Annotated in this window: 14 protein-coding genes; 11 read left to right on the top strand and 3 right to left on the bottom strand. The window is 66.5% G+C overall.

The window, feature by feature from the left end:
- Window positions 1-70 precede the first annotated feature (70 nt).
- Window positions 71-3,478 carry an isoleucine--tRNA ligase gene (ileS, locus tag CXY77_RS07730; protein WP_104129942.1) on the bottom strand — a complete coding sequence of 1,136 codons (3,408 nt, stop codon included), beginning with the start codon at window positions 3,476-3,478 and terminating at the stop codon, window positions 71-73.
- Window positions 3,479-3,870: 392 nt separating this feature from the next.
- Between ileS and CXY77_RS07725 the strand changes: the two genes are divergently transcribed.
- The 9 genes from CXY77_RS07725 (at window position 3,871) to CXY77_RS07685 (ending at window position 13,970) form a co-directional block, all read left to right on the top strand.
- Window positions 3,871-5,529, top strand: a complete 1,659-nt coding sequence (locus CXY77_RS07725; protein ID WP_104129901.1) for an ABC transporter substrate-binding protein — start codon at window positions 3,871-3,873, stop codon at window positions 5,527-5,529.
- Window positions 5,530-5,609: 80 nt separating this feature from the next.
- The gene (locus CXY77_RS07720) at window positions 5,610-6,551 is read left to right on the top strand and encodes an ABC transporter permease (protein ID WP_104129900.1); all 942 of its coding nucleotides are present in this window, start codon (window positions 5,610-5,612) and stop codon (window positions 6,549-6,551) included.
- Window positions 6,548-7,426, top strand: a complete 879-nt coding sequence (locus tag CXY77_RS07715; protein ID WP_092339957.1) for an ABC transporter permease — start codon at window positions 6,548-6,550, stop codon at window positions 7,424-7,426. The genes CXY77_RS07720 and CXY77_RS07715 overlap by 4 nt, the downstream gene beginning before the upstream one ends.
- The gene (locus CXY77_RS07710; protein WP_104129899.1) at window positions 7,423-9,111 is read left to right on the top strand and encodes an ABC transporter ATP-binding protein; all 1,689 of its coding nucleotides are present in this window, start codon (window positions 7,423-7,425) and stop codon (window positions 9,109-9,111) included. Before CXY77_RS07715 ends, CXY77_RS07710 begins: the two co-directional genes overlap by 4 nt.
- 122 nt (window positions 9,112-9,233) lie before the next feature.
- Window positions 9,234-11,843 (top strand): valine--tRNA ligase, encoded by a 2,610-nt coding sequence (valS, locus tag CXY77_RS07705; RefSeq protein WP_104129898.1) that lies wholly within the window; start codon window positions 9,234-9,236, stop codon window positions 11,841-11,843.
- 8 nt (window positions 11,844-11,851) lie between these two features.
- A complete protein-coding gene (locus tag CXY77_RS07700) occupies window positions 11,852-12,298 on the top strand; it encodes a GNAT family N-acetyltransferase (protein ID WP_092339954.1) in 447 nt (148 codons plus the stop codon).
- A gap of 3 nt (window positions 12,299-12,301) precedes the next feature.
- Window positions 12,302-12,571 (top strand): hypothetical protein, encoded by a 270-nt coding sequence (locus tag CXY77_RS07695; protein ID WP_092339953.1) that lies wholly within the window; start codon window positions 12,302-12,304, stop codon window positions 12,569-12,571.
- Between the two features lie 78 nt (window positions 12,572-12,649).
- On the top strand, window positions 12,650-13,603 hold the full coding sequence (locus CXY77_RS07690) for a hypothetical protein (protein ID WP_134505307.1): 954 nt from the start codon (window positions 12,650-12,652) through the stop codon (window positions 13,601-13,603).
- Window positions 13,578-13,970, top strand: a complete 393-nt coding sequence (locus CXY77_RS07685) for a GntR family transcriptional regulator (RefSeq protein ID WP_233197303.1) — start codon at window positions 13,578-13,580, stop codon at window positions 13,968-13,970. The genes CXY77_RS07690 and CXY77_RS07685 overlap by 26 nt, the downstream gene beginning before the upstream one ends.
- Window positions 13,971-13,984: 14 nt before the next feature.
- On the opposite strand, the gene CXY77_RS07680 is transcribed toward CXY77_RS07685, so the two are convergent.
- Window positions 13,985-14,818, bottom strand: coding sequence for a methyltransferase domain-containing protein (locus CXY77_RS07680; RefSeq protein WP_092339950.1), 834 nt, complete (start codon window positions 14,816-14,818; stop codon window positions 13,985-13,987).
- 62 nt (window positions 14,819-14,880) lie between these two features.
- On the opposite strand from CXY77_RS07680, the gene CXY77_RS07675 reads away from it, so the two are divergent.
- Window positions 14,881-16,944, top strand: coding sequence for a M3 family metallopeptidase (locus CXY77_RS07675; RefSeq protein WP_092339949.1), 2,064 nt, complete (start codon window positions 14,881-14,883; stop codon window positions 16,942-16,944).
- A 73-nt stretch (window positions 16,945-17,017) separates the two neighbouring features.
- Window positions 17,018-17,782, top strand: coding sequence for a hypothetical protein (locus tag CXY77_RS07670; RefSeq protein WP_134505306.1), 765 nt, complete (start codon window positions 17,018-17,020; stop codon window positions 17,780-17,782).
- A gap of 116 nt (window positions 17,783-17,898) precedes the next feature.
- On the opposite strand, the gene clpX is transcribed toward CXY77_RS07670, so the two are convergent.
- Entirely contained in the window at window positions 17,899-19,176 is a 1,278-nt protein-coding gene (gene clpX, locus CXY77_RS07665; protein ID WP_092340195.1) for an ATP-dependent Clp protease ATP-binding subunit ClpX, read from the bottom strand.
- Window positions 19,177-19,252 lie beyond the last annotated feature (76 nt).

The following is a 19,252-nucleotide window of genomic DNA, read 5'->3' as shown; positions in this document are numbered from 1 at the left end:
CGGCTCCTCGTCGTCGCCGCGACCGGTGATGTTCTTCCAGTCAGCGGTGTCGTCAGTGGGATTGTCGTTGTCAGACAAGTATTGCTCCATTCACGCGTGCGACGGCCACGATGACGGCGCCCAGATTGACATAGTGGTCGGCTTCAAAGCGGACGTAGTGCTCGACGGGCGCGCCGACCCGGGCTTCCAGCCACTCCGACGGCAGCTCGGCCGAGAATTCGCCGGTTGACGGGCGGTGCGTTGTGAAACTCGTGGCGAGAGTTTCCGCCGCGACGTCGACGCCGAGGGCGAGGTCGAACGAATCGGCATCCGCTTCGCTCTGAAAGACCAGATCGAGACGGATGCGGTCGCTCACCTGAAAACCGGCCGACTTGCGGGTGTCCTGCACGGCGCGAATCAGGTCACGGGCGAACCCCTCAGCCTCGAGTTCAGACGTGGTATTCGTGGCGAGCAGCGTGAATCCGCCGCCGGGCAGCAGGGCGAGTGCGGCTCCGCCGTCGTCGGCGTCACTGTTCGCCTCGAGGGTCAGCTCGTACTCGCTCGGTTCCAGGGCGATGCCGCCGGCCGTGACACGGCCGTCGGTCTCGCTCCAGTCGCCGGCGCGGGCGGCCTTGATGACCTGCTGCACCTGCTTGCCGAGGCGCGGACCGGCGGCGCGGGCGTTCACGACGAGCTTGCTCGTGACTCCGTATGCGGCGGCACTGTCGTCTTCGAGCTCGATCAGGGTGACCGTCTTCACGTTGAGTTCGTCGCGCAGGATGCCGCTGAAGGCTCCGAGCGCCGCGGTGTTGCCGGTGACGACGGTGAGGTTGGTCAACGGCAGGCGCACGCGCAGGCCGGCCTGCTTGCGCAGCGAGAGCACGGTGCTGCTGATCAGGCGCACCTGGTCCATCGCCGTGACGAGGGTCTCGTCGGCGGGAAACAGGGTGGCGTCCGGCCAGTCTTCGAGGTGCACGCTGCGACCGCCGGTGAGGCCCTGCCAGATGCGCTCGGTGACGAGGGGCAGCAGCGGCGCGGTCACCCGGCAGACGGTTTCGAGCACGGTGTACAGGGTGTCGAAGGCTTCGTGCTCGGTGGCACCGAAAGCCGCGCCACCCCAGAACCGGTCGCGCGACCGGCGCACGTACCAGTTGGTGAGCACGTCGGCGAAGTCGCGCAGGCGCGCCGCGGCGACCGTGCTGTCGAGTGCTTCGAGGTCGGCCGTGACGCCGACGATCAGGTCCCGGGTCTTGGCCAGAAGGTAGCGGTCGAGCACGTCGGTCGAATCGGTGCGCCAGGTGGCCTCATAGCCGGTGGCACCGTCAGTACCCGAAGCGTTCGCGTACAGGGTGAAGAAGTAGTACGTGCTCCAGAGCGGCAGCATGACCTGGCGAGCACCCTCTCGAATGCCTTCCTCGGTGACGACCAGGTTGCCACCGCGCAGTACCGGCGAGCTCATCAGGAACCAGCGCATGGCGTCGGCGCCGTCGCGATCGAAGACCTCATTGACGTCGGGATAGTTGCGCAGCGACTTCGACATCTTCTGGCCGTCGTTGCCGAGCACGATGCCGTGGCTGACCACGTTCTTGAAGGCCGGCCGGTCGAACAGGGCGGTGGAGAGCACGTGCAGCAGGTAGAACCAGCCGCGAGTCTGTCCGATGTACTCCACGATGAAGTCGGCCGGGTTGTGCGCTTCGAACCATTCCCGATTCTCGAACGGGTAGTGCACCTGGGCGAACGGCATCGATCCGGAGTCGAACCAGACGTCGAGCACGTCCGTGATGCGGCGCATCGTCGACTGGCCGGTGGGGTCGTCCGGGTTCGGACGGGTCAGTTCGTCGATGTAAGGGCGGTGCAGGTCGGTGGGGCGCACCCCGAAATCGGCGGCCAACTCGTCGAGCGAGCCGTAGACATCCGTTCGGGGGTAATCGGGGTTGTCGCTCTTCCAGACCGGGATCGGTGAGCCCCAGTAACGGTTGCGGCTGATCGACCAGTCGCGGGCGTTGCCAATCCACTTGCCGAACTGGCCGTCCTTCACGTTCTCGGGTACCCAGTTCACCTGTTGGTTGAGCTCGACCATGCGCGGGCGAAAGTCGGTGACGCGCACGAACCAGCTCGAGACGGCCTTATAGATGAGCGGGTTGCGGCAGCGCCAGCAGTGCGGGTAGGAGTGCTCGTAGCTGGCCTGGCGCAGCAGCCGGCCGTTGGCCTTGAGCAGCGCGGTGAGCGGCTTGTTGGCGTCGCTCCAGAGCGCTCCGGCGACGTCGGGAACGTCGCTGAGGAACTTGCCGCCGTCGTCGAGCGAGAGGATCACCGGGATGCCGGCGGCCTCACCGATCTTCTGGTCCTCCTCGCCGTAAGCGGGAGCCTGGTGCACGATGCCGGTACCGTCGCTCGTGGTGACGTAATCGGCCACGAGGATGCGCCACGCATTCTGCGTGCCCCAGACCGACTCGTCGGCGTAATAATCGAACAGGCGGTCGTAGCTGACGCCCTCGAGCTCGCTGCCGATAATTGTGCGCGACACGGCAGCGGATGCCTCGGCGGCACTCTCGTAGCCCAGGTCCTTCGCGTAGTTGCCGACCAGATCGATGGCGATGAGGTATTCGGCACCGAGCACAGTCGCTGCGGTATCGGTGCCTTCGCGCAGCACCTCGGCGTCGGGCGTGCCGTTCGGGCCGGCCGGAACGACGGCGTAGACAATCTCGGGGCCAACGGCGAGCGCGAAGTTCGTCGGCAGGGTCCACGGGGTCGTGGTCCAGGCCAGGGCGCGCACGGCGGTGAGGCCGAGCGTCTCCGCCTTGGCGCCGATCAGCGGGAAGGTCACGGTGACGGTCTGGTCCTGGCGCATCTTATAGACGTCGTCGTCCATGCGCAGTTCGTGGTTGGACAGCGGGGTCTGGTCGCGCCAGCAGTACGGCAGCACTCGGTAGCCCTCGTAGGCGAGGCCCTTGGTGTGCAGCTGTTTGAACGCCCAGATTACCGATTCCATGAAGGTGATGTCGAGGGTCTTGTAGTCGTTCTCGAAGTCAACCCAGCGGGCCTGGCGGGTGACGTACTCTTCCCAGTCTTTGGTGTATTCCAGCACCGACTCGCGGGCGACCGCGTTGAACGCGGCGAGGCCCATCTCTTCGATCTGGCTTTTGTCCGTGATGCCGAGTTTGCGCTCCGCCTCCAGCTCAGCGGGAAGACCGTGGGTGTCCCAGCCGAACCGGCGGTGCACCTGCTTGCCGCGCATGGTCTGAAAACGGGGGAACAGGTCCTTGGCGTAGCCGGTGAGCAGGTGGCCGTAGTGCGGCAGACCGTTGGCGAACGGCGGGCCGTCGTAGAAGGTCCATTCCTCGGCGCCGGCGCGTTGGTCGATGGAGGCCTGGAAGGTGTCGTCGTTCTTCCAGAATTCCAGCACCTCGGTCTCGACGGCCGGAAAATTCGGCGACGGAACGATGGCTTCGCCGGGTGTGGCACCGTTTTGGGTATTGCGGCTCTTGGGGTACAAAATGCTTCTCCTACCGGGACGGGTCACTGGGCCCTGCTCCACGAGGACGAACGATTCTGGAGAAATCGCCGCGGTACCACCTCGCTTGCCACCCGAAACTGCCGGATGACCGCTTGTTCACAGGCTGTAACGGGCCCGACTCGTTCGGTTCTACTGAGCTGGCTGCCCGAGGGCTTCCAGCTGTTCTTCCGAAGACTTCCCGGTGATGGCCGGGTCACTGTCATTAGTTTTAATCGTACCGGATGAATGCTCGTGACTGATATGTCGGCAGAAGAACGGATGCGCGTAATGACTGTCCCCCGTTGGCCCGACGTAGCCTAACGTTGAGGGGTGCCCCGCAAGGCATACCTGTGAACGCAAACTCGGCGCGCATCCGCCGGGAAAAGAGATTCTTCATGCCCTTTCGGCACCCCTGGCGCACCCGTCGTCTGCTCGCCGCCACCACCGGCATCATTGCCCTGGGCTTGCTCGTCGCCGGCTGCACCCCGGCCGGCTCGAACGAACCGGTCGGGGAACCGAAAACCGGCGGCACGCTCACCTATGCCTCGGGCGACGCCGAACCGACCTGCCTCGACCCGCACGTCGGCGGCAACTTTCCTCAGGCGCTGGTCAGCGCCCAATACCTGGAATCCCTCGTTTCCCGGGACACCGCCGGCACGATCATCCCCTGGCTGGCCGAGTCCTGGATCCCGAGCGAGGACGGCCTGACCTGGGACTTCACCCTGCGCTCTGACGTGACCTTCACCGACGGCACCGTGTTCGACGCGGCGGCCGTGCAGGCCAATATCGCCCACCTGCAAGACCCGACAACCCTGTCGTCGACCGGCTATCTCGGGCTCGGTAAGGTCACCGGCACCGAAGCGGTCTCCCCCACCGTGGTGCGCTTCACCCTCAGCGAACCGGACAGCGCCCTGCTGGAATCGCTCTCCCAGACCTGGCTCGCCATGGAATCGCCGACCGCACTCGAGCGCAGCCAGGACGAGAACTGCGCGAGCCCGGTCGGCACCGGCCCGTTCCTCGTGGACAGCTGGGTGAAGCAGAACGCGATCACCCTCGTGCGCAATGACGACTACGTCTCCCCACCAGCGGATGCCGCCCACGCCGGCCCCGCCTACCTCGACAAGGTCATCTGGCGGTTCATCCCCGACTCCGCCTCCCGCTACGCCGCCCTGCAGTCCGGTGAGGTCGACGTGATCGACAACGCCCAGCCCGACACCATCGTGCAGGCGAAGCAGAGCGATTCGATCGAGCAGCTCGACTCTCCGCGACCCGGTGCCTCCAACCGCATTGAACTGAACTCGGGTCAGGCCCCCTTCAACGATGTGCGCGTTCGTGAGGCGTTCATCCGCTCAGCCAACGTCGACGACGCCGTCTCGAGCCTCTTCCAGGGCACCGCCACCCGGTCGTATTCGGCCCTGTCGAGCGCAGAGAGCACCGCCGTCTCGAACCCCGCATTGTTCGACTACGACCCGGCCGCCGCCGTTACGCTGCTCCAGGCGGCCGGCTGGGGCCAAACGGATGCCGACGGCTACCGCATCAAAGACGGCGTGCGGCTGAGCGTGGAGTTTCCGGTGAGCACGAACCAGTCGATCCCGGCCGAGCAGAGCGTGTTCGAACAGATTCAGGCCACGGCGAAGGAGACCGGCTTCGAGGTCAAGCTGGCCCCGATGGACCTCTCGAGCTGGTACGCCGCCCTCGCCAGTAACGACTATGACGCGGTGAGCGCGCCGTACACCAAGGTCGGCCCCGACGTGCTGCGCATTCTGTACCACTCCGCCAGTATCGTGCCAGCGCCGAGCGGGTACTTCGCCAACTTGGCCCAGGTCAATGACCCCGCCATCGACGAGCTGCTGACGACCGCGGCGCGCACCACGGATGTCGCCGAGCGCGCCTCGCTCTACGCCGACGCCCAGAACCGCATTCTGGAGGGTTTCTACATCTTGCCGCTCTACGACCAGCAGAACCACTACCTGCTGCGCAGCGATGTCATAGGCTCGCGCACCCTGCCGACCGTGGCCGTGCCCACGCTCTACGACACGTGGCTGAACCGGTAGCGCCGCCCGATCGGCCCGGGGCGGGGTCGGTTCGACCGGCCTCTGGCAGCGCTCTCGGTCGACGCCGGGCCGTGCTGCGGATGCCTGTGCTGCGCCTGCTGAGACGCGTGCTCGCCCGCCTGGGCGGAGCGGTCTTCGTGCTGTGGGCGGTGGCATCCGTCACCTTCTTCGCGGTGCGCCTCATTCCGGGCGACCCGGCCCAGGCCGTGCTCGGCGGCCCCGGATCGCAGGCTTCCCCGGAAGCCCTCGCCGCGGTCAACGCCGAGTACGGCTTTGACCAGCCCGTGATCGTGCAGTATTTCGCCCAGCTCGGCCGGCTCGCAACCGGCGACCTGGGCCGGTCCTACGCCCTCAACCAGGACGTCGGGTCGCTCATGCTGAGCCAGCTCGGCGGCACCCTGCTGCTGGCCGTGCTCGCTCTGGCCCTGGCCTGGCTGCTCGCCCTCGCCCTGGCGACCTGGTCTACCCAGAGCGGCCGGATCGCCTCCCGGGTGGGGTCGGCGCTCGAATTCGTCGCGGCAGCGCTGCCGCATTTCTGGCTGGCCACCTCGCTCATCGTCGTGTTCAGCATCTGGCTCGGCGTGCTGCCGCCGATCAGCACCGGCGGCGCCCTCGGCCTGGTGCTGCCGGTACTCACCCTGGCCATACCGCTGGCCGGATTTCTCGGCCAGATCATGCGCGAATCCCTGCTCCGCGCCCTGGAGAGCCCGTTCGTGCTCTCGGCCCGTGCCCGCGGCGAAAGCGAGAGCGGCGTGCGCTGGATCCACGCGCTACGCCACGCCTCCCTGCCCGCGATCAGCCTGTCCGGCTGGGCCTTCGGCTCGTTGATCAGCGGCGCGGTCGTGGTCGAAACCATTTTCGCTCGCCCCGGCCTCGGCCGCACCCTGCTGAACGCGGTCACCCTGCGTGACGTTCCCGTGGTGATCGGCGTCGTGATGATCGTCGCGGTCGCCTACATTCTCATGACCCTGCTGACGGATGCCGTCAGTCGCTTGGTCGATCCCCGATTGCGCCTCTCATGAGCGACCTGGAGGTGCAGGTCGGGCTGGCCGCGCAGGCCGGCCAGCCCGACCGGGCGGCACAGTCTGGTCGACGACGACGCTTCGGCGTCGCCGAGACAGCGGCCGCAGTGCTCGCCCTGTTCCTGCTGGCATCGGCCGTGGTGCCGCAGCTGCTCGCCCCGGGCGACCCGCTCGGCATCGACCCACTTTCGGCCTTTCAGCCGCCTTCCGGCGCGCACGGCTTCGGCACCGATGAATCGGGTCGAGACATCTACACCCGGGTCGTTCACGGCACCCAGTACTCGCTCCTGATCGGCGCCGCCGCCACCGCGATCGGATTGGGGCTCGGCATCGTGCTGGGCACCCTGGCCGGAATGCTCGGCCGCGTCGTTGACTTCACCGTGAACCGAGTTCTCGAGGTGCTGTTCGCTTTTCCCGGACTGCTCCTGGCCCTGCTGTTCATCCTGATCTTCGGCCCCGGCGTGGCGACCGCCACGATCGCCGTCGGGCTGTCGACCGCGCCCGGGTATGCCCGCATTATTCGGGCCCAGCTGATCTCGGTGCGCTCCGCTGCCTTCGTCGAGGCCGCGACCGTGCTCGGACGCACCCGCTGGCAGATTCTGCTGCGCCACATCCTGCCGAACACCCTTGCTCCCCTGTTCGTGCTCGCGACCCTCGGCATCGGCCAGGCCATCGTCTGGGCTGCCACTCTCAGCTACCTCGGGCTCGGAGCCGAACCGCCGACCGCGGAATGGGGCGCCATGCTCTCGGCCGGACGCACCTACATCACGTCGGCCTGGTGGATGAGCTTCTTTCCCGGTCTGTTCATCGTGCTGACCGCCGTCACCGCCACTGTGCTCGGCCGCAGCATCGACCGTCGAATGAGGCACGCATGAGCGAGGCAGACACGAGCGCGGCACGCTGGAACGGCGACACATCTCGGAGTGAGCGCGCTGCCGCGTTGTCCGTACGTAATCTGCGGGTGGGATTCGGCGCAGCCGCACCGGTTGTCCGGGGCGTATCCTTCGATATCGCGCCGGGCGAGTGCCTCGCCATCGTCGGCGAATCCGGCTCGGGAAAGAGCGTGACCGCCCGCAGCCTGCTCGGTCTGGCCGGTGCGAACGCCCGGGTCAGCGCCGACCGGCTCGAGCTCGGCGGCCACAGCGTGCTCGGCCTGACCGAGCCTGCCTGGCAGGCCCGCCGCGGCAAGGACGTCGGACTGGTGCTGCAGGATGCCCTGGTCTCGCTCGACCCGCTGCGACCGATCGGCCGGGAGATCGCCGACTCCCTCCGTCTGCACACCGGTCTCGGCGCCTCCGCGCGGGCAGAGCGGGTGCTCGAGTTGCTCGACGCCGTCGGTCTGCCAGACCCCGAGTTGCAGGTGCAGAAGCTCTCCGGGCAGCTTTCCGGCGGGGAACGCCAACGCGCCCTGATTGCCGCGGCGATAGCGCTGAGCCCGCCGCTGCTCATTGCCGACGAACCGACGACGGCCCTCGATGTGACCGTTCAGGCCCAGATCCTGGCGCTGCTCGAGCAGATCACCGGTGCCGGTACCGCTGTGCTGCTGATCAGTCATGACCTCGCTGTGGTCAGCCGCATCGCGCACCGGGTGGCAGTCCTGCACGATGGCGTGCTGGTGGAGACCGGCCGTACCGAGCGGGTTTTGGGGTGGCCCGAGCAGGAACAGACCCGGCGCATGGTCGCCGCGATCCCCGCCGACAAGCCGCGCGGCACGAGGCTGAGCGAGGCCGACACCCCGAACATTCCCGATACCGCGATCGACTCTGTTCGAAAGACTCCCGCCGACAACACCATCGTGCTCGAAGCCATCGGCCTGTCCAAGAGTTTTCGACACCCCGACGGTACCCGGCAGCTCGCCGTGGATACGGTCTCGTTCGCCCTGCCCCGCGGCAGCACCCTCGGAATTGTGGGCGAATCCGGCTCCGGCAAGACCACGACGGCGCGACTTCTGCTCGCGCTCCTCACGCCGGAGCACGGCGAGGTTCGGGTGTTCGGCCAGCCCTGGAGCACGGCCCGCGAGAAGACGCGGCGTGCTCTGCGCCCCGGCGTTGGGGCGATCTATCAAGATGCCCTCGGCTCGTTCGATCCGCGCTGGAGCGTCGCCGAGATCCTCAGTGACGCCCTGAGCCTTGGCCGACAGCGCCGCACGCCGCAGACGACGGCGCGGCTCGCGACCCTGCTCGACGAGGTCGGCCTCGCCGCCACGGTGCTGCTCCGACGTCCGCTCGAGCTCTCCGGCGGGCAGCGGCAGCGGGTCGGTATCGCCCGTGCCCTGGCCGGGAAGCCCCAGATTCTCATCTGCGACGAACCGGTCTCCTCGCTCGACGTGACCGTGCAGGCCCAGGTGCTCGACCTGCTCGACGACGTCCAGCGGGAACGCGGGCTCAGCCTCGTCTTCATCTCACACGACCTCGGTGTCGTGGCGCACGTCAGCGATCAGATCGCGGTCATGCGTGCGGGCCGCATCGTGGAGCTCGGTCCAGCGCTGCGCGTGTTTGCCGAGCCGCAGCATCCGTATTCAGCACAGCTGCTCGCCGCCGTGCCCCGTTTGTCGGCCTGAGCCCACGCCGACAAGCCGTACCGGAAGCCCCCGTTCGGGGGAAAAGAACCGATCAGGTAGATTAGATGGGCACACGAGGCACCTCACCATCGACACGGTGCCGAATACCGAACCGGAGAAGTATGACCAACACCGATCGCGCCCCCGCATCCAACGTTCCCGAAAAGCCCGCCCTCGAAGGGCTCGAAGCCAAGTGGGAATCCCGCTGGGACACCGATGGAACCTACCGCTTCGCCCGGGAGAACGCCACCCGCGAAACGATCTACTCGATCGACACTCCCCCGCCGACCGCCTCCGGTTCGCTGCACATCGGGCACGTGTTCTCCTACACCCACACCGACGTCGTCGCCCGGTTTCAGCGGATGCGCGGCAAGAACGTCTTCTACCCGATGGGCTGGGACGACAACGGCCTGCCCACCGAGAGGCGCGTGCAGAACTACTACGGCGTGCGCTGCGACCCATCGCTTGGCTACACCGAGAACTTCGTGCCGCCGTTCGAGGGTGGCGACGGCAAGAGCACCAAGGCTGCCGATCAGCTGCCCATCAGCCGCCGCAACTTCATCGAGCTGTGCGAAACCCTCACCAAAGAAGATGAGAAGCAGTTCGAAGCCCTCTGGCGCACCCTCGGTCTGAGTGTCGACTGGACCCAGACATACCGCACCATCGGCCCGGAAGCCCTGTTCACCTCACAGCTCGCCTTTCTCGGCAACGTCGAACGAGGCGAGGCCTACCAGGCCATGGCGCCCACCCTCTGGGACGTCACCTTTCGCACCGCGGTGGCCCAGGCCGAACTCGAAGACAAAGACATGCCGGCCGCATACCACCGGGTGTCGTTCGCAAAGCCCGACGGAACGACGATCGAGATCGAGACGACCCGTCCCGAACTGATGCCGGCCTGCGTGGCCCTGGTGGCGCATCCGGATGACGAACGCTACAAGCACCTGTTCGGCACCACGGTGACGACCCCCGTGTTCGGTGTCGAGGTTCCGGTACTCGCCCACCACCTCGCCCAGAAGGACAAGGGGTCAGGCATCGCCATGATCTGCACCTTCGGCGATGTGACCGACGTGGTCTGGTGGCGCGAGCTCGACCTGCCCAATCGTGCGATCATGGGCTTCGACGGCCGAATCATTGCCGACGTGCCAGAGGCGATCACCTCCGAAGCCGGGCGTGCAGCGTATGCGCAACTCGCTGGCAAGACCGTGTTCGGCGCGAAGGCCGCCGTGGTCGAGCTGTTGAAAGCCAGTGGCGACCTGATCGGTGACCCGAAACCGATCGTGCACGCGGTGAAGTTCTTCGAAAAGGGCGACAAGCCGCTCGAAATCGTTTCCACCCGGCAGTGGTACATCCGCAACGGTGCTCGCGACGAGAAGCTGCGCTCGCGCCTGCTCGAGCACGGCACCGAGCTGGCCTGGCACCCCGAATTCATGAAGGTGCGCTACGAGAACTGGGTCAACGGTCTCACCGGCGACTGGCTCGTCTCCCGCCAGCGTTTCTTCGGCGTGCCGCTGCCGGTCTGGTACCCGCTCGACGAGGGCGCCAACCCCGTCTTCGACCAGCCGATCGTCGCCACCCGCGACCTGCTGCCGGTGGACCCGTCATCGGATGCCGCACCCGGCTACACCGAAAGCCAGCGCGGCCAGGCCGGCGGCTTCGTCGGTGAGGTCGACGTCATGGACACCTGGGCCACCTCCTCGCTCACCCCGCAGCTCGCCGGCGGCTGGGAACGCGACCCGGAGCTGTTCAAGCTGGTCTTCCCGTACTCGCTTCGCCCGCAGGGCCAGGACATCATTCGCACCTGGTTGTTCTCCACCCTGCTGCGCGCCGAGCAGCAGCACGGCACGTCCCCATGGCAGCACGCCGCGCTCAGCGGCTTCATCGTGGACCCCGACCGCAAGAAGATGTCGAAGTCGAAGGGCAACGTGGTCACCCCGGCCGACATGCTCGAAAAGCACGGCTCCGACGCGGTGCGCTATTGGGCCGCATCCTCTCGCCTAGGCACCGACGCGGCCTTCGACCCGCAGAACCCGACGCAGATCAAGATCGGCCGACGCCTGGCCATCAAGATTCTCAACGCGAGCAAGTTCGTCTTCATGTCTGCCGGCAGCATCGATGCCCCGATCACCGAGCCGGTCGACCAGAGCATGCTCGCCGGTCTCACCGCCGTAGTCGCCCAGGCCACGACCGCGTTCGAGAACTACGACCACGCGCGCGCCCTGGAAACCACGGAAAGCTTCTTCTGGACCTTCTGCGACGACTACCTCGAACTGGTGAAGGAACGCGCCTACGGCGAGCCCGGCCCGGCGCAGGCATCCGCTGTTGCCGCGCTGCGCACCGCGCTGGCCACCCTGCTGCGCCTGTTCGCACCGTTTGTTCCGTTCGCGACCGAAGAGGCGTGGTCGTGGTCGAACGCGGGCTCGGTGCACACCGCTCCGTGGCCGATCGCGGCCGACCTGCTCGGCAGCGACGAGGTCGCCACCGGCAACATCGCCCTGCTTGATTTGGCCAGCCGGGCGCTGACCGGTATCCGTCGTGCCAAGACTGATGCGAAAGCGTCGCAGAAGTCCGAGGTGGATTCCGCAGTAATATGCGGTGCACCCGCCGAGATCGCACTGCTCACCCTGGCCGCCGCTGATCTCAAAGCGGTCGGTCGGATTCAAGAACTAACCTTTGTCGACGGCAGCGAACTCGCTGTGACCGATATCGTGTTCGCCACCGTGTTGGAAAGCTAGGAGACCAGATGTCCGTAACCGTGCGCCCGCTGGGCGATAAAGACTTTTTCGCCTGGCTGGGCCTGTTCGAGGGCTACAGCGCGTTCTACGAGATCGAACTAACCGATCAGAAAGCCCTGCAGGTCTGGAGCTGGATCATCGACGCGAACAACGAGCTCGACGGCGCCGTCGCGGTCAACGACGACGGTGACTTCGTGGGCTTCGCGCACTACCGCAGCGTGCCGCGCACGCTCAGCGGTGACCTCGCACTGTTCCTGGACGACCTCTACGTCGCCGAGGACGCTCGCGGCCAAGGCGTCGGCACCCAGTTGATGGAGTTCACCAAGGACTACGCCCGACAGCACAAACTCGCCCAGGTTCAGCTGCTGACCGCGGCCGACAACGCGACCGCGCAGGTGCTCTATGACCAGCTTGGCACGCGTACCGACTGGGTCACCTACGAAATCGACGTCTAGACCATGCAACTGGGTACCCGGTGGACCCTCGGCGGCACCCTGCCGACCGGTCTTCCGCACGTTGTCGAAATCGCCGTGCGCGCCGTCGAGGAAGACTCCACAGCTCTCGCCGTCGACACCAGCACCTGGCGTTGGACGCTGACCTGGCTGGAGTCCAAGCCGGTGATCGAGCTCGACGATGGCACCATCATCCGCTACAACCCGGTGGACGACAGCGCCACCATCACGCAGCCGTCGACCACCGTCGATGACGACGACGAGGAATGGATCTAGCTTCGCCCGTGTAGCCTCTCGGTGATACACATGCTACCGTCTGTGTATTATCCTAGTGATACACGAAAGGTGGCCAGCGTGCTCTTTCTCCTTTACTTCGTCCTCGTCTTCATCGTTGTCGGGGTTGTTCGGGTGGGCAGCCGCAAGCGCCTGGCTGGCCTGGTCGTGACGGTTGACGACATTGGCACGGTCAGAGCGCGCCGGTTCGCCCGCTCGATCATAGTGCGCAACATCAGCGCCCTCGCGGCCGGCGGCGTGGTGCTCTGGGCGCTCGACCTGGTCAACCAGGCCCACCGCGGCTGGTACGGCCTGCCGCTGATGATTGCACCCGGCCTCGCCGCGACACTCGGACTGCTGGTCTTCGCGCTCTGCCCCACCAGGATCGTCACCGACCGCGCCAGCCGCCGCTCGGCCGACCTGATGCCGCGACGCGTGTGGAGCTACGGCCCGGCCTGGGGCTTCCTGCTGCCGCTGACTGCCGCAGCCACCGTGGTCGCCTTCGCGATCATCGCCGGCCTGGCCTCCAGCCCACAGCCGGACGGCGCCTTTCGTTCGATCACTATCGGGTCCAGCACCGCGGGCCCGTACCCGGGCTGGTACTACGGTCTGCCGCTGATCGGCCTGACTGTGCTGCTCGCCGCAGCGACTCTGTTCGCGCTCGGCCGCATCGCCTCGGCCGCACGCTCCGAACAATTCAGCGACCTCGATCGTGCCGTGCGCATTCTGGCCACGCGGGTGGTCATGCAGCTCAGTTCCGGAGCGCTGTTTCTGTACTTCGGGGGCGTTCTGCTGTTCGCCGGCTGGACCACCAGCAACGCCGCGACCGTCTTCGCCCCGGGCGGGGTTGCTCTCTCCTCCGTGCAGCCGGCCGCCGCCATCGGCCTCACCGAGGTCATCGCCGGGCTGGTGGTCGCTCTGCTCGGCGGGGTTCTGGTCATCCTGTCTATTCTTGATGCGACCAGGCAGCCACTCGGCCGGGTTGCCGCCGTCGGCACCCCGGCAGTGGATGCGGCATCCGCTCGCGAGTCATGACCGCCCGCGCATGATCACCCTCGACGACGAGCACCCCACACCTCCGTTCGAACAGATTCGCACGCAGCTGGCGGATCAGATCCGGGCCGGAACACTTGCGGCCGACCAGCGCCTGCCGTCGGTGCGCCAGCTCGCGGCCGATCTGCGCGTGGCGACCGGCACCATCGCGCGCGCTTACGCGGCGCTGGAAGCGGCCGGGCTTATCTCAACCAGCCGTGGCAGCGGCACCCGGGTTCGCGCCGATCAGGGCCTCGACGACGAATCCCGGGCCAGCGCTCGACGCTTCGTGCACGCCCTGCAGCGGCGCGGGGTCAGTCTCGACGACGCGCTGAGTGCGGTGCGCGCCGAGTGGCCCCGCCTCCCCTGATTCGCGGCCTCGCGTCAGGCTCGGGCCAGAATCTCGCCGTGCGGCATGCCGAACCAGCCGTTGGGGTCGCGTACCCACTCGCGCCAGCCCACGGCCATCCGTTTGAGATCGGCGAGGTCCACCACCCCCGACTCGATAGCGTGCGCTGCAAAACTTGATTCGGTCACTCGCACCGCCCACGATTCGCCCCACCACTCGCGCTCCGCATCCGACGCGAAGCACCAGATGGATGCGCTGCTGGTCACCGCGGTGAATCCGGCCCGCCGGGCCCAGGCCTTCAGCGACCTACCGGCATCGGGGTCACCGCCGTTCCAGGAGTGCACCTCGCGGTAGACCCGCATCCAGTCGACCAGGCCGTCGATGTTCGGTGCGATCATGACTCCGCCGTAGTCGACGTCGCGGGCGGCGAACACGCCGCCCGGCTTGAGCACCCGGCGAATCTCGGCCATCGCCGCGACCGGGTCGGCCAGGTGCTGCAGCACCTGGTGGGCGTGCACGATATCGAACGTCGCATCGGGCCAGGCGAGTACGTAGACGTCCCCGACCTGGAAACTCGCGTTGTGTACCCCCTCATCGGCGGCCAGGCCGGTCGCGCGCGCGACGATATCGCTCGACGCGTCGATGCCGACCACGCGGCCCGGAGCGAGCCGATAAGCCAGATCGACCGTGATCGTGCCGGGGCCGCAGCCCACATCGAGCAGCACGCTCCCGGCCTGCAATTCTGGAATGAGGTAGGCCGCCGAGTTCGCGACCGTGCGCCAGGTATGCGAGCGCAGCACGCTCTCATGGTGCCCGTGGGTGTATTCGTCACGTGGAGCGGACTCTGAACTGCCGGTCAGGTGGGTCATGGTGAGATCCTACGCGCAGCCGGTGACCGGGCCGGGCCGGCGGGTTTGGCTAGGGTGGAGGCATGGCTTCCACCGTGAACAATCCCTTTTTCGCCCGCAGTACTCTGCCCTACCAGCTGCCGCCGTTCGCGTCGATCAGTGACGAGCACTACCGCCCGGCTTTTCTGCAGGGCATGACCGAGCAGCTCGCGGAGGTCGGGGCAATCACCCACACAGCGGATGCCCCCACCTCCGAAAACACGCTTGTCGCGCTCGAGCGCAGCGGGCAGACGCTGTCGCGGGTGGCCGAGGTCTTCTTCAACAAGAGCTCCTCCGACTCCAGCGACTTCACCAACGACCTCGAAGAAGAACTTGCGCCGCTGCTGGCCGCCCACGCCGATGCCATGAGGCTCGACCCCGCCCTGTATGCCCGCATCGCCGCTCTGCATGCCCAGCGCTCCGATCTCGAACTCGATGCCGAGTCGCTCTACCTGCTCGACCGGTACTTCACCGAGTTCACACTGGCCGGGGCCGGCCTGAGCGACGACGATAAGCAGTCTCTGCGTGATCTCAACTCGCGGCTGTCGACCCTCACCACCCGGTTTGAAAAGAACCTGCTGGCCGACACCAACGAGCTCGCCCTCGTCATTGCCGACCTGGCCGAGCTCGACGGGCTCAGCGATGGCGAGATCTCGGCCGCCGCGGAGGCTGCGCGGGAACGCCAGCTCGACGGTAAGTACCTGATCAGCCTCGTGCTGCCCACCTCGCACCCCTACCTGGCGAGCCTCACCAACCGCGGGGTGCGCGAACGGCTGCTGGCAGCGAGCCGGGCCCGCGGCATCCGCTCAGATGATGCGGGAACTGCGAGCGACAACCGGCCGCTCGTGATCGAGATCACCCACCTGCGGGCCCAGCGCGCCCGCCTGCTCGGGTTCGACAGCCACGCCGCCTACGTGACCGCCGATGAGACCGCCAAGACTCCCGGCGCGGTCTGGGATCTGCTCGGGCGTCTCGCGCCGGCCGCTGCCCGCAATGCCAGCGTGGAGCAGGCCGACCTGCAAGCCGTGATCGACGCCGAGGGCGGCGGTTTCGAGCTGGCCGCCTGGGATTGGGCGTTCTACACCGAGAAGGTACGCCGGGCCAAGTACGACGTCGACACTGCCGCCATGCGTCCCTATTTCGAGCTCGAGAGCGTGCTGGCCAACGGGGTCTTCTACGCGGCCCACCAGCTCTATGGCCTCACCTTCACCGCTCGGCCCGATCTGGTCGGCTGGCACCCCGAATCGCGGGTGTTCGAGGTCACGACCGAAGATGGCTCGGCCCTCGGGCTGTACATCGGCGATTTCTACACCCGCGATTCCAAGCGTGGCGGGGCCTGGATGAACGCCCTGGTCGCGCAGTCCACCCTGCTCGGCACCGAGACGACCGTGGTCTGTAACAACCTCAATGTTTCCAAGCCTGCCGCCGGGCAGCCGACCCTGCTCACCTACGACCAGGTCACGACCCTATTCCACGAATTCGGCCATGCCCTGCACGGCCTGCTCGCCCGGGCCACCTACCCCAAGTTCTCCGGCACCAATGTGTACCGCGACTTCGTCGAGTTTCCCAGCCAGGTCAACGAAATGTGGATGCTCTGGCCCGAGGTGCTGGCCAACTACGCTCGCCACTACCAGACCGGTGAGGCGATGCCGCAGCAGCTCGTTGACCGCATCCAGGCGTCGTCGGCTTTCAATGAGGGCTTCCTCACCAGTGAATACCTGGCCGCAGCGCTGCTCGACCAGGCCTGGCACCGGATCGATGCCGACACGACCGTCACTGACGTTGCCAGGTTCGAAGCGGATGCCCTCGCTTCCGTCGGTCTCGACAACCCCGCAGTTCCCACCCGCTACGCCAGCACCTACTTCGCCCACACCTTCTCGGGCGGGTACGACGCCGGGTACTACTCCTACATCTGGAGTGAAGTCCTCGACGCCGACACCGTGGAATGGTTCAAGGAGAACGGCGGCCTCACTCGTGCCAATGGTGATCGTTTTCGGGACCGACTGCTCGGAGTCGGCGGCACCAAGGACCCGCTGGAGGCCTACCGGCACTGGCGCGGCCGCGATGCCGAGCTGCAGCCGCTGCTCGACCGCCGCGGCCTCAACTAGGGCCTGCAGGTGAACCCTGCACCCTCAGGATTGAGGATGTGCCCGGCTCGGTCTGGCCGTAAGCTCCATGACCATGGACACTCCGGAACCGTCACGCCAGGGCGCGGGCCGGCGGCGCTTCTTGTGGATCGCCGCCATCGTTTTGGCCGGGATACTGCTGGCCGGACTGGTGCTGCATTTCATCCGCGAGAATATCGACAGCTCCGCACCGGGCTGGGCTCTTCTGAGCGGAACGGCGATTCTGCTCTACGCCGATGGTGAAGCCAACCTGTGGGCCTGGATTTCCGGCCTTCTCCTGGCGGGCGTCGGCGTCGCCCTCGGCGTCGTCGGATTCACCGCACGACACGAGGGCAGGGCCGCGCTGCCGTACTTCCTCCTCGGCGCTGTCGCACTTGAGATGTCTGCCGATGAGATCGCCCAGCTGCATGAGAAGCTGGCCCGGTTCAATCTCGGTTCGTCGTTCACGTTCGCGTGGCTCACCCTCGGGGTGCCGCTCGCCATTGCCGCTGGCTTGGTGGTGTTGTGGATTGCTCGACGACTTGACCGCCGTCTTCGGCGGCGGCTCATCGTCGCGGGCACGATCTACCTGCTCGGCGCGGTCGGAATCGAAGCACTCAGCGGGTACATCGTTGGCGGGCGCCAGGATGACCTCGCTCGTGCGAGCCTCGAATACCACGTCCTGCTGGGCGTTGAGGAGAGTCTTGAGGCAGCCGGAGCGCTGCTGGCCCTCGCCGCAACTCTTGCCGCGCTCAGTATCGAACGCACCACGGCCGGCATCGTCGTGCGTACCCGATTCGAGGTCAGCCAGATACGCCGCAACACCTCACATGTCGACTGAGCACCCCCGCAGACTACGGCACACACACCGAATGCACTATGCCCTGCCCACCGCGGCGGCAGGACAGTGCCGGCCTCGCTCAACCCGGAGGTTGACGCACCTGAACGCGTACGCTGCTAGGCGGACTTGACCTGGCGGGTCTTGTGCAGCACCATCTCCGCCGGAGCGTTGTTCAGCACGGTGTCGCGGGTGATGATGACCCGCTCCACGTCGGTGCTGGACGGCACCTCGAACATGACCGGGCCGAGTACCTCTTCGAGGATGGCTCGCAGCCCACGGGCACCGGTCTTGCGCAGCACGGCGAGGTCGGCGATGGCCTCGAGGGCCGGCTGCTCGAACTCGAGCTCCACCCCGTCGAGTTCGAACATGCGCTGGTACTGACGCACCAGGGCGTTCTTGGGAACGGTCAGAATCTGCATGAGGGCCACCTGGTCGAGCTGGGTGACGGTCGTGACGACGGGAAGTCGGCCGATGAACTCGGGGATCAGCCCGAATTTGTGCAGGTCTTCGGGCAGCACTTCGCTGAACAGGTTGATGTCGTCGCCCTTGATGTGCAGGGGTGCCCCGAAGCCGATGCCCTTCTTGCCGGCGCGGGACGAGATGATGTCTTCGAGCCCGGCGAACGCACCGGCCACGATGAACAGCACGTTCGTGGTGTCGATTTGAATGAACTCTTGATGCGGATGCTTGCGCCCGCCCTGCGGGGGGACCGACGCGATGGTGCCCTCGAGAATCTTCAGCAGCGCCTGCTGCACGCCCTCGCCCGACACGTCGCGGGTGATGGACGGGTTCTCGGCCTTGCGCGCGATCTTGTCGATCTCGTCGATGTAGATGATGCCGGTCTCGGCCCGCTTGACGTCGTAGTCGGCGGCCTGAATGAGCTTCAGCAGAATGTTCTCGACGTCTTCACCGACGTAGCCGGCTTCGGTGAGGGCCGTCGCATCCGCTACGGCGAAGGGGACGTTGAGGCGCTTGGCCAGAGTCTGGGCGAGATAGGTTTTGCCGCAGCCGGTGGGGCCGATCAGCAGGATGTTGGACTTGGCGATCTCAACGTCGTCGTGAATGGCCTCAGCGGCGGTGAGCGTGGCTCGTGACCGCACGCGCTTGTAGTGGTTGTACACGGCGACGGCGAGGGCACGCTTGGCGGGTTCTTGCCCGATGACGTATTCCTCGAGGAAGCCGAAGATTTCTTTGGGCTTGGGGAGGTCGAACTCGCCGGCGATGGCTTCAGAGCCGGCTTCAGCCAGTCGCTCTTCGATGATTTCGTTGCACAGCTCGACGCATTCGTCGCAGATGTACACGCCGGGGCCGGCGATGAGCTGTTGCACCTGCTTCTGGCTCTTTCCGCAGAAGGAACATTTGAGCAGGTCGGCACTTTCACCGATTCGGGCCATGTCAGCCTCCTCCATTGGTCTCGCTGCAATTGAGCCTAGCCTGTGCGTGTGACAGTTACGTGCAGCACGCCATAAA

Origin of the sequence: Cryobacterium sp. N21 (assembly GCF_002929575.1) — a bacterium.
GTDB classification, from domain to species: domain Bacteria; phylum Actinomycetota; class Actinomycetes; order Actinomycetales; family Microbacteriaceae; genus Cryobacterium; species Cryobacterium flavum.
This window is presented reverse-complemented; position numbering and strand designations above follow the sequence as displayed.

Coding starts and splice junctions, on each gene's coding strand:
- CXY77_RS07685 (WP_233197303.1), top strand. CDS start 13,578: ATGCGGCATCCGCTCGCGAGTCATGACCGCCCGCGCATGATCACCCTC.
- CXY77_RS07680 (WP_092339950.1), bottom strand. CDS start 14,818: ATGACCCACCTGACCGGCAGTTCAGAGTCCGCTCCACGTGACGAATAC.
- clpX (WP_092340195.1), bottom strand. CDS start 19,176: ATGGCCCGAATCGGTGAAAGTGCCGACCTGCTCAAATGTTCCTTCTGC.
- CXY77_RS07670 (WP_134505306.1), top strand. CDS start 17,018: ATGGACACTCCGGAACCGTCACGCCAGGGCGCGGGCCGGCGGCGCTTC.
- CXY77_RS07710 (WP_104129899.1), top strand. CDS start 7,423: ATGAGCGAGGCAGACACGAGCGCGGCACGCTGGAACGGCGACACATCT.
- CXY77_RS07700 (WP_092339954.1), top strand. CDS start 11,852: ATGTCCGTAACCGTGCGCCCGCTGGGCGATAAAGACTTTTTCGCCTGG.
- CXY77_RS07675 (WP_092339949.1), top strand. CDS start 14,881: ATGGCTTCCACCGTGAACAATCCCTTTTTCGCCCGCAGTACTCTGCCC.
- valS (WP_104129898.1), top strand. CDS start 9,234: ATGACCAACACCGATCGCGCCCCCGCATCCAACGTTCCCGAAAAGCCC.
- CXY77_RS07715 (WP_092339957.1), top strand. CDS start 6,548: ATGAGCGACCTGGAGGTGCAGGTCGGGCTGGCCGCGCAGGCCGGCCAG.
- CXY77_RS07695 (WP_092339953.1), top strand. CDS start 12,302: ATGCAACTGGGTACCCGGTGGACCCTCGGCGGCACCCTGCCGACCGGT.
- CXY77_RS07725 (WP_104129901.1), top strand. CDS start 3,871: ATGCCCTTTCGGCACCCCTGGCGCACCCGTCGTCTGCTCGCCGCCACC.
- CXY77_RS07720 (WP_104129900.1), top strand. CDS start 5,610: ATGCCTGTGCTGCGCCTGCTGAGACGCGTGCTCGCCCGCCTGGGCGGA.